At 70.3% G+C, this 16,300-nt stretch carries 12 protein-coding genes; 7 read left to right on the top strand and 5 right to left on the bottom strand.

What is annotated here, in order from left to right:
• A partial coding sequence (locus VN779_RS18515) for a sensor histidine kinase (protein WP_325725003.1) occupies positions 1-1,990 on the bottom strand: 1,990 nt, incomplete at its 3' end.
• A 355-nt stretch (positions 1,991-2,345) separates the two neighbouring features.
• On the opposite strand from VN779_RS18515, the gene VN779_RS18510 reads away from it, so the two are divergent.
• Positions 2,346-3,077 carry a G1 family glutamic endopeptidase gene (locus VN779_RS18510; protein WP_325725009.1) on the top strand — a complete coding sequence of 244 codons (732 nt, stop codon included), beginning with the start codon at positions 2,346-2,348 and terminating at the stop codon, positions 3,075-3,077.
• A gap of 415 nt (positions 3,078-3,492) precedes the next feature.
• On the opposite strand, the gene VN779_RS18505 is transcribed toward VN779_RS18510, so the two are convergent.
• Positions 3,493-5,121, bottom strand: coding sequence for a helix-turn-helix transcriptional regulator (locus VN779_RS18505; protein WP_325725001.1), 1,629 nt, complete (start codon positions 5,119-5,121; stop codon positions 3,493-3,495).
• 365 nt (positions 5,122-5,486) lie between these two features.
• Between VN779_RS18505 and VN779_RS18500 the strand changes: the two genes are divergently transcribed.
• Positions 5,487-5,945: a WhiB family transcriptional regulator gene (locus VN779_RS18500; RefSeq protein ID WP_349260847.1), complete on the top strand. Its 459-nt coding sequence runs from the start codon at positions 5,487-5,489 to the stop codon at positions 5,943-5,945.
• Positions 5,946-6,074: 129 nt separating this feature from the next.
• On the opposite strand, the gene VN779_RS18495 is transcribed toward VN779_RS18500, so the two are convergent.
• Entirely contained in the window at positions 6,075-7,826 is a 1,752-nt protein-coding gene (locus VN779_RS18495; RefSeq protein WP_325724999.1) for a glycoside hydrolase family 13 protein, read from the bottom strand.
• Positions 7,827-8,015: 189 nt separating this feature from the next.
• Between VN779_RS18495 and VN779_RS18490 the strand changes: the two genes are divergently transcribed.
• From VN779_RS18490 to pip, 5 genes are read left to right on the top strand one after another with little or no spacing between them, the layout of a single operon-like run.
• Positions 8,016-8,945 carry an SPFH domain-containing protein gene (locus tag VN779_RS18490; protein WP_325724997.1) on the top strand — a complete coding sequence of 310 codons (930 nt, stop codon included), beginning with the start codon at positions 8,016-8,018 and terminating at the stop codon, positions 8,943-8,945.
• Positions 8,946-8,954: 9 nt separating this feature from the next.
• A complete protein-coding gene (locus VN779_RS18485; protein WP_325724995.1) occupies positions 8,955-9,221 on the top strand; it encodes a hypothetical protein in 267 nt (88 codons plus the stop codon).
• Positions 9,205-10,149, top strand: coding sequence for an ABC transporter ATP-binding protein (locus VN779_RS18480; protein ID WP_325724990.1), 945 nt, complete (start codon positions 9,205-9,207; stop codon positions 10,147-10,149). Before VN779_RS18485 ends, VN779_RS18480 begins: the two co-directional genes overlap by 17 nt.
• Positions 10,149-10,973, top strand: a complete 825-nt coding sequence (locus VN779_RS18475) for an ABC transporter permease (RefSeq protein WP_325724988.1) — start codon at positions 10,149-10,151, stop codon at positions 10,971-10,973. Before VN779_RS18480 ends, VN779_RS18475 begins: the two co-directional genes overlap by 1 nt.
• The gene (gene pip / locus VN779_RS18470; protein WP_325724986.1) at positions 10,970-11,923 is read left to right on the top strand and encodes a prolyl aminopeptidase; all 954 of its coding nucleotides are present in this window, start codon (positions 10,970-10,972) and stop codon (positions 11,921-11,923) included. The genes VN779_RS18475 and pip overlap by 4 nt, the downstream gene beginning before the upstream one ends.
• A 215-nt stretch (positions 11,924-12,138) precedes the next feature.
• On the opposite strand, the gene VN779_RS18465 is transcribed toward pip, so the two are convergent.
• Positions 12,139-13,149: a hypothetical protein gene (locus tag VN779_RS18465; protein WP_325724984.1), complete on the bottom strand. Its 1,011-nt coding sequence runs from the start codon at positions 13,147-13,149 to the stop codon at positions 12,139-12,141.
• On the bottom strand, positions 13,142-16,273 hold the full coding sequence (locus VN779_RS18460; protein ID WP_325724982.1) for a hypothetical protein: 3,132 nt from the start codon (positions 16,271-16,273) through the stop codon (positions 13,142-13,144). The genes VN779_RS18465 and VN779_RS18460 overlap by 8 nt, the downstream gene beginning before the upstream one ends.
• Positions 16,274-16,300 lie beyond the last annotated feature (27 nt).

The raw sequence follows: 16,300 nt of genomic DNA, 5'->3' as shown, positions 1-16,300 counted from the left end.
CGGCCAGGCTCTCCGCCTCGGCGGCGCTGCGGGCGAGGCGGCGGCGTTCCAGTGCCGCGGTGGCCTGCGCCGCGAAGGCGGTCAGCACGCGCTGGTCGTCGGCCGGGAGGGTTCGCCCGCGCAGCACGATCACCGCGTCCGGACCTGCCTCGACCACCGTGTCCGCCTGACCGGGACAGAGCGCTGGGTCCGCGCCGGTGCTGGCCACCAGCGTCCAGCGGTTCGGGTCGTCGTTCAGGTCTGGCGGGTGCGGATCGCCGGGCCCGAGTTGCTGGAACTGCGCGCGTTCCGCACCCGGTCGCTGCGACTCCGATCGCTGTAACAATGCCACGGAGGCCATCGCGAAGGTCTCCCGGAAGCGCTCCAGCAGAGCGCTGATGGCCTCGTCCCCGCGCAGCACGGACACCGCGAACGCACCGAGGGTCTCCGCCTCGGCGGAAGCGCTGGCGGCGCGCCGGGTCTGCTTGATCGCCAGGTCCACCACCGAGGCCACGGTCAGCGCGACGAGCGCGAATACGATCAGCGCGAAGACGTTGTTGCCCTCGTCGATCGTGAAGGTGTGGACCGGGGTGATGAAGTAGTAGTTCAGCAGCAGCGAACCCCACAGCGCCGCGATCAGCGCGGAGAGTAGACCGCCGAGCCGGGCGATGGCCACCGTGGCGACCAGGAAGATGAGTACCTGGCTGGTCAGGTTGAGCCCGCCGTGCGGCACCTGCGCGAGCACCGCGGTGATGATCGGCGGCACGAGCAGCGCGGCGGCGGGTCCGCGCCAGCGCGCGTGTCCCCACGCGGCCTCACGCAGCGGGTTTGGCGGCAGCCACGTGGTGCGCCGCCTGGCCTGTCCGGGATCCTCGTGCGTGACCATGTGCACGTCGATGTCGCCGGAGAGCCGGATAGTGGTCTCGCCGATGCCGCGTCCGGTGAGCAGGCGGTTGACGCGGTTACGCCGCGAAGTACCGAGAACCAGCTGCGTCGCGTTCGCCGCCCTCGCGAACTCGAGCAGCGCTCGCGGCACGTCGTCGCCGACCACCGTGTGATACGTCCCGCCGAGTGATTCGACCAGGTGTCGTTGCGCGGCGAGCGCGGTTGGGCTGGTGTCCGCCACGAGACCGTCCGAACGGGCGACGTGCACTGCGAGCAGTTCGGCGCCCGAGCCGCTGCCGGCCTCGCGTAGCCCCGCCCTGGATCGAGCGCTGTCTTGATCGAGGACTGTCTTGAGCGAGCGCTGCGCGATGCGCGCGGCGCGACGGATCAGCAGATCCCCCGAACCGTCCCCGGGAAGCGCCACGACAACGCGCTCACGCGCCTCCCACACCGAGTCGATCCGATGATCCTCCCGGTAGCGCTGCAAGACCTCGTCGACGCGGTCGGCGACCCACAGCAGGGCCAGCTCCCGCAGCGCGGTCAGGTTGCCGAGCCGGAAGTAGTTGCCGAGCGCCGCGTCGATGCGATCCGCCGGATAGACGTTGCCGTGCGCGAGGCGGCGGCGAAGCGCCTCCGGGGACATGTCCACCAGTTCGATCTGGTCGGCCGCGCGCACTACCTCGTCCGGCACCGTCTCGCGCTGCGGAACCCCGGTGATCCGCTCGACCACGTCGCGCAGCGATTCGAGATGCTGCACGTTCACCGTGGTGATCACGTTGATCCCGGCGTCGAGCAGCTCGTGGATGTCCTGCCAGCGCTTGGCGTTGCGGCCGCCGGGCAGGTTGGTGTGTGCCAGCTCGTCGATGAGCGCGACCTCGGGCCTGCGCGCGAGCACCGCGTCCAGGTCCAGCTGCGGGAATTCGCCGTCGCGATAGGCGCGCTTGAGCGGCGGGATCATGGGCAGCCCGTCGACCAGCGCGATCGTGTGCGGGCGACCGTAGGTCTCGACCCAGCCGACGACCACGTCCGCGCCGCGTTCGATCCGCCGGTGCGCCTCCTCCAGCATCTTGTAGGTCTTCCCGACGCCCGGAGCCGCGCCCACATAGACCCGCAACGTGCCGCGCATACTGCAATCCTGCCACCAGCGGGCCGGATGACTCATCGCGTTGACAGCGACCGCGCGTGTTGATCGCCGAGTTTGCCATCAGAGTGATCATCAGCGTGATCGCCGCAGTCACTTCTATGGCGAAACGGTGCAACCCCCTCTTTCCGGTCATCGAGTTCTGAGTTAACGTCAGATACAGCCGCGTGAACCGTTCGGGCGGCGACCGTCGTCCGGGATTCGCGCTCCTAACCCACGAGGAGCATCAATGCGTTTGCGCCTGATACCTCGCATCGCAGCCCGCGCCGGCTTACCCGCGCGCCGCTCGGCGCGAGCCGGCCTCTGCGCCCTACTCGTCCCAATTTCCGCATTGAGCACCGTGTTCGCGTTGTTCGCCGCCCTGGTCTCGGCCGGCGGCGCGGCCGCCGCGCTCTCCGGGCTCGACTTCTCCCCGCACGCCGCCGGTGCGCGCCTGCACCCCGGCGCCGCGCACGGCCTGAAGTTCGCCACCAGCACCAACTGGGCCGGTTACGCCGCGCACTCCACGAAGTACACCTCGGTCACCGCGACCTGGCGCGAACCGGGCGCGAGCTGCGGCTCGAGCACCGCCTACGCCAGCTTCTGGACCGGGCTCGACGGATACGCCAGCTCCTCGGTCGAGCAGACCGGCACACTGGTGTTGTGCTCCGGCGGGCGCGCGACGCAGTACGCGTGGTACGAGATGTACCCGGCCAGCCCGGTCTACTTCAACAACACGGTGGCGGCCGGTGACACGATCGTCTCCCGGGTCACCTCGACCTCGTCCGGCGCGTTCAGCCTCTACCTGGCGGACACCACCCGCGGCTGGAGCCACACGATCAACCAGACCAACTCCTCGCTGGCGCGGTCCTCGGCGGAAGTCATCGCGGAGGCGCCGTCCTCATCGAGCGGAGTGCTGCCGCTGGCGAACTTCGGCACCGTGACCTTCACCAGCTCCAAGGTGAACGGCGGCTCGCTCGGCGCGTCGAATCCGACCTCGATCACCATGGTCACCAGCTCGGGCACGACCAAGGCCTCGGTGAGCGGGATCTCGGGCGGGACGTCCTTCTCCTCGACCTGGCATCACGCCTGATCGCGAAGCAGGCGGTGCTAGTTCTAAAAACACGCCCTAGTGGCCGCACGCTCGGGTGCGGCGGCATTCCCCGGCGATGCCGCCGCACGTCGAGCATCGCTGACTCCCGCGACGGCTCGGCAACGGGCCGATACCGATAGCAGGACACTCATGCAGCGAGCCGGTCACAAACCGGCGTCGCGACGATAGCGCACGGCGCCCCTCCGAGGCCGGTGATTTTCCGGTTCTTTTCTCATGAACCGCAGCAGACTCAGCTCTCACAGGGCGAAGATCGGCACGAACCAGCGGCGGAGTTGAACTCGGCCGGCTAAAACGGCTGCTGCTTCGCGTGCGCACGAGACGTGCCGCGCTCCGCATGAGTGCGGAGCACGGCACGCCGGTGGACGCCAGGATTAATCGGGCCGGCTAACGCAGGTCAGGGCCTGACCACTTCCAGCGCGTGCCTGGCCTCCTCCACCGGAGCGAGCACCCGCGGCGGCACGTTCAGCACCATCAGCCTGCGGCGCACGCCGTCGACCCGGTCGACGCCGGTCGCGTACCAGGACCGGTGCAGCTGCGCGATCGCGCCGCCGAGCAGCCTGGCGGATTCCTCCAGTTCGCCCTGCTGCGCGCGCACGTGCGCCAGGTCGGCGAGCGTGATCGAACGCTGTTTCGCGCCGGAGGCCGGCAGCGTGCGCAGCGTGCGTTCCAGCGAGGCGGCGGCCTCGCCGGTGCGGCCGGTGGCCATCTGGCAGTAGCCCTTGAACCCGGCCAACCGGGAGGCGTCGTAGAAGTCGAGCCATTGCGGTTCCATGCCGGTCGAGCCCGCCGCGCCGACGCCGCCGAGCGCTCCTTCCGCGCGCGCGATCAAGTCGCCCGACGCGGCCGCCGCGCCGAGCCTCGCCTCGACCTCTGATTCGACCGCGTACATCCACGAGCGCTGCATGGCTCCGATCGCGCCCGCCGCCTCGTCGTGGGCGAGCGCCATCAGGTCCCTGGCCCGCCGCGCCCGTCCCGCGAAGGCCGGCACGAAGGCCATGTGCGCGAGCACCGCCCCGGTCAGCGCCCGATCGGCCGCCTCACGCGCCGCGTTGAGAGCCACCGTGAAGTAGCTGTCCGCGAGCCCGGGCTGCTGCAGATCGAAGAAGGCCAGCCGGGCGGCCAGCAGCGCGGTCTCGGCGACCGGGTTGGCCAGCCGGGTGCGCAGCGCCGGGGAGTCGGTCGCGCGCAGCAGGCCGACGCCGAGTTCGCTGTGCGCGGCCACCGGGGCGAACATCGCCGAGGCCGCGACGCTCCAGTACAGCGTCCGGTGCTGCGCGGTGATCGCCGCGTATCCGGCCACGAGGGTCGAATCCACAGTCGCGGCGCCGGATGTAGCGCCGCCGCGCTGCTGCGCGAGTCTCGCCGCGGCTTCAGGCTGCCGCGAGCCCGATCTGTTCGCAGCATTCTGATACTCAGGGTTCTGATATAACGCGTTGTCTTGCGGTAAGCCCTGGTACGGGGACCGGACCGAAGCGTGCGCCGAGGCGGGCGCCGTGGCGGCCAACCCACCGGAACCGAGCGCGACCGCGCCCGTCATGAACTGCCTTCTCTTCACCGGGTCGTGCCTCTCGTGGTCGTCGTGCGGCGACCGCGTGACCTCTGCTCCCCTGTCTCTGTCCCTGTCCGCCGATCCGTCCGAGCCCGAATCGGGCGGATCGGCCTCCTGCCGTGCCCACTGCGGCTGGAATCCCATCCGCTCGATCGGCACGCCGAACAGTGCTTCAAGCACCGCCTGATACGCCGGCAGCGGCAGCGGCGGATTGTCGCTCTCCCAGCGCCGCACCTGCCGCACCGAAAGCGAGAGCGGACGGCCGATCTGCCGGGAGCGCGCCTCGAAGGCGGCGGCGAGGTCGGCTTGCGTCCAGAAGCGGCGCAACCGTAGTTGCCGCAGCGCGCTGTTACTCGCGGCCGCCGGACCCGCGCCCGCTGCCGGCGGGGGCGGCACCTGCGGTGCGGGTATCGCGTGTGGCGTGTGGGATGCGGTGCGCGCCTGACCCTGCCGTGACGGTGTCGCCTGCGGCATCGCCCGGACTCCTTCCTGCGGCGTTCACGGTGCGCGAGTGGTAGATCAGCGCAGAGTGGCAACCGATCCGCATCGTAAGTTAGCCCGGATCGGTGAACGCCGGGGGCGTTTCCACCCTTTCGTGGGATGGCGATGTCCGGCGCGAGTCCGCATGGGCGGGATTTAAGGGTCATATCCGCAGATGTGCGCGGTCGGGCCTTTCGGCGAACAGCTCGAAAAAAGTGGGAACGATACGGGCGGTCCGGTCGTCTCAACGACTGTGGGGGCGACTGACGCGGCGGCGGTAGGAGCTACGGAACACCAGTGCCACGGCGTCCGTTGGAACGGACAGGACACACTCGGAGGGGATTGTGTTAGTGGACGAGATGGCTGTGTTGGAGAACGGGACGGCAGGCGGATCGGCGCACGGCGGGAAGGCGGGCGCGCGATCGGCACACACGGGTCAGGGCCAGGCTGCGGCCCGAAGCGACTCGGCGACGGTCGCGGTACTGCCCGAGCGCAGGTCCGCGCGTAACGCCGCGCGCATTCCCCCGGTCGCTCAGCTGCGGCTGGGCTGGCAGGAGCGGGCGGCGTGCCAGGGTTCGGACGCGCGCCTGTTCTTCGGCCCGGAGAAGGAGCGCATCCGCGACCGCGAGGTGCGCGAGGGCGCGGCGAAGCGGGTGTGCGCGAGCTGCCCGGTGCTCAGGGAGTGCCGCAACCACGCGCTGCAGACGCCGGAACTGTTCGGTATCTGGGGCGGGCTGAGCGAAACCGACCGGGAGATCGGATTCGGCCGGTCCTTCGGCCGGCGGATCCCGCGCCCGCGTTCTGTCGCAGCGGCCTGAGCGACGATTCGGGCGATTCATCCGAAAGCGGGGATGAACGGGAACGGGAAGACCGGGGCGAGTTTTATCGGCAATCTGAATACGGGACGAATCGCGTAAGCGGTGCGACGCGTCCGCAGCGGGAAGCGGTCAGTCGGAAGCGGAGCGCACCCACCACACCGCCGTGTCGGGCGGCAGCACCACGCTGGCCTGACCGGCGGCGTCGGCTCCGAGTTCGAACGGGCCGCTGGCCAGTACCGGCGTGCCCGGAGCGGGCAGCGCCACCGGTTCGCTCCCGGTGTTGACGGTGCAGACGAATCCGGGTTCGCGGGTGAACACCAGCGTGCCGGCCGGGGACGGGCTCCACTCCAGCGCGCCGTCGCCGAGCGCCGGGTGCTCCCGGCGCAGCCGCAGCGCTTCGCGGTAGAGCCCGAGCATCGAGTCAGGGTCCTGCCACTGCGCTTCGACGGTGCGCGCGGCCCAGTGCGCCGGAGCTGGCAGCCAGCCGTCCGCGATGCCAAGCGGGGTGAAGTTGAACGGCGGGACCGCTCCGTTCCACGGCAGCGGCACCCGGCAGCCGTCGCGCCCGCTGCTGCCGTCCGCGGACCGGAAGCGCTGCGGATCCTGCAGCAGTTCGGCGGGTAGGTCGAAGACCTCTTCCAGACCCAACTCCTCGCCCTGATACACATACGCCGAGCCCGGCAGCGCCAGCATGAGCAGCGCGGCGGCGCGTGCCCGCCGCTGCCCGGTCTCGCCGCCGCCGTACCGGGTCACGTGGCGCTGTACGTCGTGGTTGGACAGCACCCACGTCGAGGGGGCGCCGACCAGCCTGGCGGTGCCCAAGGACTGGTCGATCACGGTTCGCAGCGGCTGCGCTTCCCACGGCGTGCCGAGGTAGTGGAAGTTGAACGCCTGGTGCAACTCGTCCGGCCGCACATACGCGGCCAGACGCTCCAGCGACGGCGCCCAGGCTTCGGCGACCGCGATCCGCTCGCCGGGATACGTGTCGAGGATCCGCCGCCACGAGCGGTGGATTTGGTGCACCTCGTCCTGGTCGAAATAGGGTAGGACCGCGTTGCCCAGCATGGTGATCTGCCCGGAGTAGCCCACATCCGGCAGACCGTGCTGCTTGATCATGCCGTGTGCGACATCGACCCGGAACCCGTCGACGCCTCGGTCCAGCCAGAATTCCAAGACCTGCTCGAACTGTTCGCGCACCCAGGGGTTGTGCCAGTTCAGGTCGGGCTGCGCCGGATCGAACAAGTGCAGGTACCACTCGCCCGCAGTGCCGTCGCGCTCGACGATGCGCGTCCAGGCCGGCCCGCCGAACACCGATTCCCAGTCGTTCGGCGGCAGCTCGCCGTGCTCGCCCTTGCCGGGCCGGAAGATGTACCGGCCGCGGGCCGCGTCGCCCGGTTCGGCGGCCAGTGCCTCGGTGAACCACTGGTGCCGGTCCGAGGTGTGGTTCGGCACCACGTCCACGATCACGCGCAGACCGGCCGCGTGCGCCTCGGCGACCAGCGCGTCGAAATCCCCGAGCGTCCCGAACAGCGGATCGACCGCGCAGTAGTCGGCCACGTCGTAGCCACCGTCCGCCATGGGCGAGGGGTAGAACGGCGTGATCCACACCGCGTCGACGCCGAGCGCGCGCAGGTAGGGCAGCCGGGTGCGGATGCCCAGCAGATCGCCGATGCCGTCGCCGTTTCCGTCGGCGAAGGACCGGATGTAGACCTGGTAGATCACCGCCTCCCGCCACCAGGCCGCACGCTCGTCTGCGGGCGCGGACAGTTCGGCGGAGGGCTGCGCGGGCGATAGCCCTGCGGGCGGCGCGAGGTCGGCGAGGGCCTGCGTCGGCTGGGCCGGGGCCGCGGCGAGCACGCGGTCAGGTCCGGTCAGGGTCATGGTCTGTGTGTCTTCCATCAAGCGTGTTACGTCCGGCCGACGATAACCCACCCTTCCGGCGTCCGGCCCCGGCGTTTCGCAGTCCGGGCGGTGAGCCCGGTCACAGTCGCTCGCCACACTCAGTAGAAAAGTGATATCACTATGATAGATTGCAGATAAGGAAGTTCGGGCGACGGGAAGGGAACGACGATGTCGACGGCATCGGATACGGGGACAGGTTCGGCCCCCGGCGGCCACACGGTGCGCATGCCAGAAGCGCCGGTCAGCGAGCGGGAGGCGCGCTCGGTCACCGGCTGGGGGCCGCTGGTGGCCAGCCTGGTGGCGATCGCGCTCGGCGCGTCGCTGCAAGGCGCGATCGGCAAGCCGTGGTCGGCGATCGTCGGCGTGGTGCTCTACGTCCTCGCGGCAATCAACCTCTTCGGGCTCACCGGCGTGTTCCCCGGCCAGGCGCGCGTGGTCTCGTTGTTCGGCCGGTACACCGGCACGGTGCGCACCACGGGGCTGCGCTGGGTGAACCCGTTCACGGCTCGCCGCAAGGTTTCGACGCGAGTGCGTAACCACGAGACCGCGACGCTGAAGGTCAACGACGCGGACGGCAATCCGATCGAGATGGCCGCCGTAGTGGTCTGGCAGGTGCGCGACACGGCCAAGGCGGTCTACTCGGTGGACGACTTCGCGGCCTTCGTCGCGATCCAGACCGAGACCGCGGTGCGGCACATCGCCACCGGCTACCCGTATGACGCCCGCGAGGAAGGGCGGCTCTCGCTGCGTGAACATGCGGACGAGATCACGGCCCGGCTGAGCGCGGAGATTTCCGAGCGGGTGACGCTCGCGGGCATCGCAGTGATCGAATCACGGATCACCCGGCTCGCCTACGCCCCTGAGGTCGCGCAGGTGATGCTGCGCCGCCAGCAGGCCGACGCGGTAGTCGCGGCCCGGCAGCGGCTGGTGCAGGGCGCGGTCGGGATGGTGCGCGACGCGCTGGAAAGCCTGAGCGAGCAGGGCATCGTCGAACTCGACGAGGAACGCAAGGCCACCATGGTCAGCAACCTGCTGGTCGTGTTGTGCAGCGAGCACGCGACACAGCCGGTCGTGAACACCGGCACGCTCTACCAGTGAGCCGCGATCTTGAGTGAGCGCAAGCAGATCCTGCTGCGGCTCGACCCGGCCGTGCACGACGCGCTCGTGCGCTGGGCCGCGGACGAGTTGCGCAGCACGACCGCGCAGATCGAGTTCCTGCTGCGGCAGAGCCTGAACAACGCGGGACGGATGCCGAAGCAGGTGGGCGGCCTACCGCGTCGTGGGCGACCGCGTAAGCAGGCTGATACGTCAGAGAATGCGGCGACGGAAGGGGACGGGAGCGATGACAGCGGGAGTAATGAGCACGAGCCCTGAGACGGTCATCGAGGTCGACGGGCTGCGCAAGGTCTACGGTGCGACCGTCGCCGTGGACGAGGTCTCTTTCGAGGTGCGGCGCGGCGAGGTCTTCGGCGTGATCGGGCCGAACGGCGCCGGCAAGACGACCACGGTCGAGTGCGTATCAGGGCTGCGAGTACCCGACGCGGGCGCGCTGCGCGTGCTTGGGCTCGACCCACGCGGAGATCGCGCTCACCACGTGCGCGACCGGGTCGGTGTGCAGTTGCAGCAGAGCGCGGTGCCCGCGCGGCTGAAGGTGCGCGAAGTGCTGTGGCTCTACGCGTCCTTCTATGAGAACCCTGCCGATCCCGACGCGCTGCTGCGCACCCTCGGGCTGATGGAAAAGCGCGAGACTCCGTATCGCAAGCTGTCCGGCGGCCAGAAACAGCGGCTGTCCATCGCGCTCGCGTTGATCGGTAACCCGCAGATCGCAGTACTCGACGAACTGACCACCGGGCTCGATCCGCAGGCGCGGCAGGAGACCTGGTCCTTGATCGAGGCCGTGCGTGACCGGGGCGTCACCGTGCTGCTGGTCACGCATTTCATGGACGAGGCCGAGCGGCTGTGCGACCGGCTGGCGCTGATCGACGAGGGTCGCGTGGTCGCGCACGGCACACCGGCCGAAGTCGCCGAGCGGGCCGGGGGCGGCAAGCGAGTGCGCTTCCGGCCGTCAGGGCCCTTCGATGACGCGTTACTGACCGCGCTGCCTCAGGTGTCTACAGTGGCCCGGCACGGCAGCCGGGTTTCGGTGACCGGTCGCGAAGACCTGGTCAATGCGCTGATCTTGACCCTCGACCGGGCCGGAATCACCGCGCACGACGTGGAACTCGAAACACCAGGGCTCGAAGACGCGTTCATCGCGCTCACTCGCCACCGTGCTTCGACGACGAGCAACGCAGAGGGCTGATGACGATGCAACTATCCTTGCGCGAGCGCGTGCCCGTCGACCGGATCGCATCCGGCCGAGAGGCCTTGGGCGAAGCGGTGCCGCGTCGGGCGCTGCGGCGGCTGATCGTCACGGAGGCGCGGCTGGCCGTGCGCGAGCCGGCCGGTCTGGTGTGGGGCATCGGACTGCCGGTGCTGCTGCTGGTCATCTTCGGCAACATCCCCAAGTTCAACCTGCCCGCGGACAAGTTCGGCGGCGAGCGCCCGCTGGACATCTACCTGCCGATCCTGTGCGCGATGGTGTTGTCCATGCTCGGGTTGTTCTCCATCCCCGGGCCGCTGGCGACGTACCGGGAGCAAGGCGTATTGCGGCGGATGGCGACGACGCCGGTCTCCCCGGCCGCGGTCCTGGCGGCGCAACTGGTGGTCAACTTGATGCTGGCGGCGATCGCGCTCGGGCTGATCCTGGTGATCGGAACCACCGCCTTCGGGCTGTCCGCGCCACAGCAACCGTTCGGCTTCTTACTCGCGCTGGCCCTGACCGCGGTGGCGCTGTTCGGCTTGGGACTGTGGGTGGCCGCGGTCGCGACTACCGGCCGGGCCGCGCAAGCCATCGCGGGAGCGTTCTTCTTCCCGCTGGAGTTCCTGGCCGGGCTCTGGGTGCCGCGCCAGATCATGCCCGCCGGATTGCGCGACGTGAGCGACTACACTCCCCTGGGCTCAGCGGTGCAGGCTTTACAGGACAGCATGAGCGGTACGTTTCCCTCGGCCCGAGCGCTGCTGGTGCTGGTGGCGTACGCGGTGGTGTTCGGCTACGGGGCAGTGAGGATGTTCAGTTGGGAATGACGGAAGCAGCGGATTCGCCCGCCGAGCACGGCATGCTCGACGTCGGCGACGGAAATCTCGTCTACTGGGAGTCCTGGGGCGACCCCGCGAACAAGCCGGTGCTGAACGTGCACGGCGGTCCCGGCACCGGGTCCAGCCGTGCGCGGCCGAGCGGCGTCGACCTAGCGCGCTTCCGGGTCATCCGGTTCGACCAGCGCGGCTGCGGCCGCAGCACGCCGCACGCCAGCGATCCGGCCACGGACCTGAGCGTGAACACCACCGAGCACCTGCTGCGCGACATGGAACGGCTGCGCGAACACCTCGGCGTCGAGCGGTGGCTGCTCAAGGGCGGTTCTTGGGGCTCGACTCTGGTCCTCGCTTACGCCGAGCGGCATCCAGAGCGGGTATCGGAGATCATCATCCCCGCCGTCACCACGACCCGCCGCTGCGAGATCGACTGGCTGTACCGAGGCGTCGCCCGGTTCTTCCCGGACGCCTGGGAGCGGTTCCGCGACGGCGTACCCGAAGCCGAGCGGGACGGGGACCTGCTCGCCGCATACGGCCGGCTGATGGAGAACCCTGATCTGGAGGTGCGCGCCAAGGCCGCCGCCGACTGGCTCGCCTGGGAGGACGCCGTGATCTCGATGGAGGTCAACGGAAGCCCTGGTGCGTACAGCGACCGTCCTGACGATGCGAAGCTCGCGTTCGTCCGGATCTGCGCGCACTACTTCTCCAACGGTGCCTGGCTGGAGGAAGGCGAACTGCTGCGCAATGCCCACCGGCTCAAGGGCATCCCGGGCGTGCTGGTTCACGGCCGGCTGGACATGGGCGGACCGCCCGTGACCGCGTGGGAGCTGGCGAAGGCTTGGCCTGACGCGGAGCTCGTCATCATTGACGACTCCGGGCACACCGGCAGCGATGCGTTTAACGAAGCGCTGATGCGGGCGTTCGACCGCTTCGCAGAGAGCTGAGTCCGCCGGTGCCGGTCGTGCGCGGCCTAGGCCGTGTGTAAGAAGTTTCGCCGGGGCCGCGACGCCTGCCACGCACGCTCGCTGCGTTGGCGAAGCCCCGGTGCCGCCAGGCACCTATCGGACACTGCCAGACGCCCCATGAAGACGCTCCGCCGCCTTGCGATCGCACGCGCCAGACGCCGCGGCCTTGTCCGACGCTACTTCTTACCCACGGCCTAGCGGAACGCCGCGCGCCCGGCCTGGCGCAGCAGTAGCTCCGAGAGGTCAGAAGCCTGACCCGGTGCGCCGGTAGCCGGATCGAATACCGCCGGCTCACCCTCGGAGATCCACGGCAGCCGAGCCGCCATCGCCACCGCGCGGGCCAGTTCAACGAGCTGCGGCCGATCCAGGGTGGCCGCGTCGAGCAGCGGGCAGCCGCCTTGATCCGCGAGCGCCCGATCATGCCCGAGATCGACCAGCGCACCGACCCGCGGCGCGATCAGCTCGTGCCAGCCCTCCGCGATCGAGCCGCCGCCGCGTTTGCGGGCGCCGCGCCGATCCGTGACCGCGACGATGATCCGATCGACCGGCAGCCGCACCTCGGCCATGCAGGTCAGCGCGTCGATGGTGCGCCTCAGCGATGCTTCGCCGCTGTCGGTCACCCAGACGGCGGCCGTGTTGAGGAAAGGAGTGGCGAACCAGGACCCGATCACGGACATCGGGCCACCGACCGCCTGCGCCGCCAGACGCGCGCCTTCCAATGCGTCCCCGTCGACGACCGCGGCACGTAGCGCGGGCAGCACCGGCAGCCACCACCGCGGGCCCGGATCGCCGCCAAGGTAGGAGGGTGATGCGGGCCCGGTGTCGGTCAGGACCCACAACGGGCTAGGTGCGTCGACGGCCAGGTGGGAAAGCGACGCGTCAGTGAGCTGAGAGAGTCCTGCTTCCGCGCCACCGGCCGTGCCGCGGAAGCCCGCGAGCGTGCCAGTGCCCGAAGACGCCTGCGTGGTCACCCATGCGGGCCAAGGCGTGTTGCCGCGCGCAGCGCAGTCCAGAACGGCGGTGCCGCGCCTGTCTCCGGGTGCTGTGACCGTGTGCCGGTGCAGTGTCGCCGCGAGAAGTGCGGCGACCGTTGTACGCCCCACTCCCCCGCACCCAGAGAGCACGGGCACCACCAGCCGCCGGTCCTGAGCGAGTACCACCGCGCCGCCCGCCGGAGCATCCGCCGCGGCGCCAGGATTAGGCACGCAGTCCCTCCAGCCCTTCTAAGAGTTCGGACACGACCGCGTTCGTGCTCGGATGCAGTTCGGTCTCGCCGTAGCGGTACCAGGCACGCACCTTCAAGTCGGCGATCACGGTGTGCAGCCGCTCCTGGTCGCCCTGCGCCGCGATGCCGCGGATCTTGATCTGCACCAGCCGCTCGTCGTCCGGCGCGCCCAGCAGGCCCTGCTCTGCGGCCCACTGCGCCCCGAGCGCATCGCCGCGAGCCAGCCGCCGCGTGGCCAGCCGGTGCGCCGCGTCGGCGATGACCGCGGGCACCTCAGTCTCCTGCGTTCCGAAGCCGAGCCAGGAGTACCTTCCCGGCGGCCGGTCGGCCAGCAGTTCGCCGCGCACCAGGTACAAGGCGCGCGCCAGCGCCTCGTCGGCCTCCGGCAGGTCGCCGAGCCGGCTCGCCTCGGCGTAGGCGGCCTGGAACTCGTCCCAGTCCGAGCGCACGTCCTCAGTCAGCCGCACCAGGCCGTCTGCCGCGACCGTGAGCCGCGGTCCGAGCCGGTTCTCGCCCAGCCAGTCGCACATGTCGCGCAGCATCCGGTCGCGGGCGGCCGGGGTGATGCCGCGGGGCCACAGCGCGCGGGCGAAGACCGGCGCGGGCAGCCCGGCCCGGTGGAAGAGCAGCAGCACCAGCGCCTCGGTGAACAGCGGTCCGCGCGCCGCGTCGGCGGGGCCGACCCCGGTCAACTCGACCGAACCGAGGATGCGCGCGCGCACGCCGGCCGGCCGGTCCAGCAATTCCATGCCGCCTGCCATCGGGGCGTCGGCGGGGCGGTAGGCGGGCGCGTAGCGCGGTGCGGCGGCGGCGCGGAACAGCGCGCCGAGCGCGGCGGCGAGCGCGTCCGGCAGCCGCGCGGCCGTCACGTCGCCGGGAACGCCCGGTATCCGCATCCTGCCGACCGGGTCGACGCTGAAGACGGTGAAGTCCGGCCAGGGGTGGTCGGTGCCGACCAGCGCGGTGGTGCTGCCGTCCACGCCCGCGGTCAGCATGCGCAGGCGCGCGGTGTCCTCCGGCCCGACGCGTTCGGCGATCAGCAGCCGCACGAGGTGCGGGCTGGTCGCCGCGGCCTGTTCTTCGAGCGCCGCGAGGGCGGACGGAAGATCGGGGTGAACGCGCAGCCGCTCGGGCGCGAGCAGGGCCAGCTCGGCGGGCAGCCCGACCGTTTCGATCCGGATCTGGTCCGCCCACGGCGCGCAGGCCAGGGTCGCGGCCGCGGCGGCCAGCACTGCGCGGCGCTGCCTGGGTGGGCCGGTGACCGCGGTGCATCGACCGGCCGAGGTCTCCAGGTCGACGAATATCTGCTCGTCCTCAAGCGCGCCGACCGCGAGCAGCAGCGGATACGGCATCGCGGGCCGCTGAGTGGTATCGGGTTCGCGCGTGCACGATTCCGTGCTCTGCGCTGTTTGAGGATCCCGCGCGTACCGCCATTGCCTGCCGTCAGCCAGCGCGATCCACGGCGGCGGGGCCGGAGCGTCCGGATCGCAGAGCACGAGGTGTAGGGCAGCCATGTCGGCGTGGACATAGCGCAGCGATGGCGGGATCCGGCCTGCCACCTCGCAGCCGCTGCGCAGTTCCCGCGAGGCCCGGTCCACCACGTCGATGGTGTCGCATGCGGCGGCAGCGCGAATCGTGCGCTCTACCTCGGCCACCGCCGGATCCGGCGGCGCGACGATGGAAGCGCCAGGGCGGTCACGGCGGCGCCGGCGGGCGGCCGCGGTCAGCCCGGTCAGCAGCGCGGCGGCGAGGATCGGCGAGCCGATCAGCGCGACGTAAGGCAACACGTCGGAGATCGAGTGCAGCACGGAACTCTCGCCGGAGTGCTCGCCTGACGGTTCCTCATGTGGCACGGCGGGGCGAGAAGCGACCGGGTGCGGGATGAGATTCACCGGCGAGCGTTCGGCGCCCACCGAGCCGAGCGACGCGCCGACACCGGCGGCGTTGCCCTTGTTCGCCGCACTGCTGTTCACACTGCTGCTGCTGCTCTGCGTCCCCGGCATCACATAAGTCTTCGGCGCGATGCCATCGGCGGCCGCGTTCTGAGCCGCGCTCGACGGCGAAGGCTTTGCGGCTTGCGGCGGCGGGGCCGGCGGCACGGCAGTGCTCTGAGCGGGTGAACTGGACGCCGCGGCGAGCGGCGGCAACTGGTCGCTCAGTCCCGGGCCCTCGGCGTCGGCAGGCAGTACCAGGACCCAGCCGGGCCGGATCAGACTGGCGTGTTGCAGCTTCGTGCCGTCCGGCTGAAGCCGACCCTCGTTCAGGGCAAAGACCTCGCGGTAGCGGCGGCCGTCGCCCAGGTACCGCTGGGCGATATCCCAGAGCGAGTCATGGTGTCGCCCACCCGGCGGCTCCACTACGTAGTACTTGAGCGCCGTCACGCTAGCCGCCTCAGCGGACGACGCCGTATGAAGCGACGCAGCGTTAGCTGATGCGGTATTAGACGACGTGACGTTAGACGAAGCCGCCCTCACCGATGCCGCGTTAGACAACAACGGTTTGGACGGCGTGGCTTTGTTAGGCGCGGTATCAGTGAGTATCGCGGTGTTGTCGCCGAAGGCGCCGTCGTCTGCGTACGTCCCGCCGCTGGTTGGTCTCGCGGATGTACGCGCGTAGTCGCCTGCTGGCCTCGGTGCTGCCGGCTGCGTCGTCCGCGAGGGCACGTGCGTACGCGCGCCGAGGTCGATGCCTCCAGGCGCGGCTCCGACAGCTACCGGACGCGCGGAAGCGGCGGTTGCCGTCACCCCGGCCACCGACGCGCTCAGGGCTATCGCGACCAGCACGCGGGCCGCGCCTCTGGTGATCGTGGCGCCTGGAAGGTGGATCGCCGTCTCGGTGCCGGTCCGCGCGGACCGGATCTCGACGATTACACAGGCGGTGAACTCCGCCCACAGCAACCACACACCGAGGTACGCGCAGCGCAGCAGTGCGTGGACGGTCCACGGATTGTGCGGCAGCCCGTGCTGCATGCGCACGCCGCTCAGCGGCCAACCGATCAGGTAGGCCAGCCCTAGCGGAGCACCGAGGACAAGACAGGCGAGTAACAGCCAAGCCGCGAACGCGACGACGGCAGAGCGTTCGGACCGTCCCGATCGGTCCGGCACACGCATCTTCCTCCCCCTGCAATACAG

Source organism: Actinocrinis sp. (assembly GCF_035605935.1).
Lineage (GTDB): Bacteria > Actinomycetota > Actinomycetes > Streptomycetales > Catenulisporaceae > Actinocrinis.
Note: the sequence above shows the minus strand (reverse complement) of the source record. Positions and strands in the feature narration are given on the sequence as shown.

Excerpts from the sequence above, each read along its gene's own strand:
- VN779_RS18505 (WP_325725001.1), bottom strand. The coding sequence starts at position 5,121 with ATGCCGCAGGCGACACCGTCACGGCAGGGTCAGGCGCGCACCGCATCC.
- VN779_RS18500 (WP_349260847.1), top strand. The coding sequence starts at position 5,487 with ATGGCTGTGTTGGAGAACGGGACGGCAGGCGGATCGGCGCACGGCGGG.
- VN779_RS18495 (WP_325724999.1), bottom strand. The coding sequence starts at position 7,826 with ATGACCCTGACCGGACCTGACCGCGTGCTCGCCGCGGCCCCGGCCCAG.
- VN779_RS18490 (WP_325724997.1), top strand. The coding sequence starts at position 8,016 with ATGTCGACGGCATCGGATACGGGGACAGGTTCGGCCCCCGGCGGCCAC.
- VN779_RS18480 (WP_325724990.1), top strand. The coding sequence starts at position 9,205 with ATGAGCACGAGCCCTGAGACGGTCATCGAGGTCGACGGGCTGCGCAAG.
- VN779_RS18475 (WP_325724988.1), top strand. The coding sequence starts at position 10,149 with ATGACGATGCAACTATCCTTGCGCGAGCGCGTGCCCGTCGACCGGATC.
- pip (WP_325724986.1), top strand. The coding sequence starts at position 10,970 with ATGACGGAAGCAGCGGATTCGCCCGCCGAGCACGGCATGCTCGACGTC.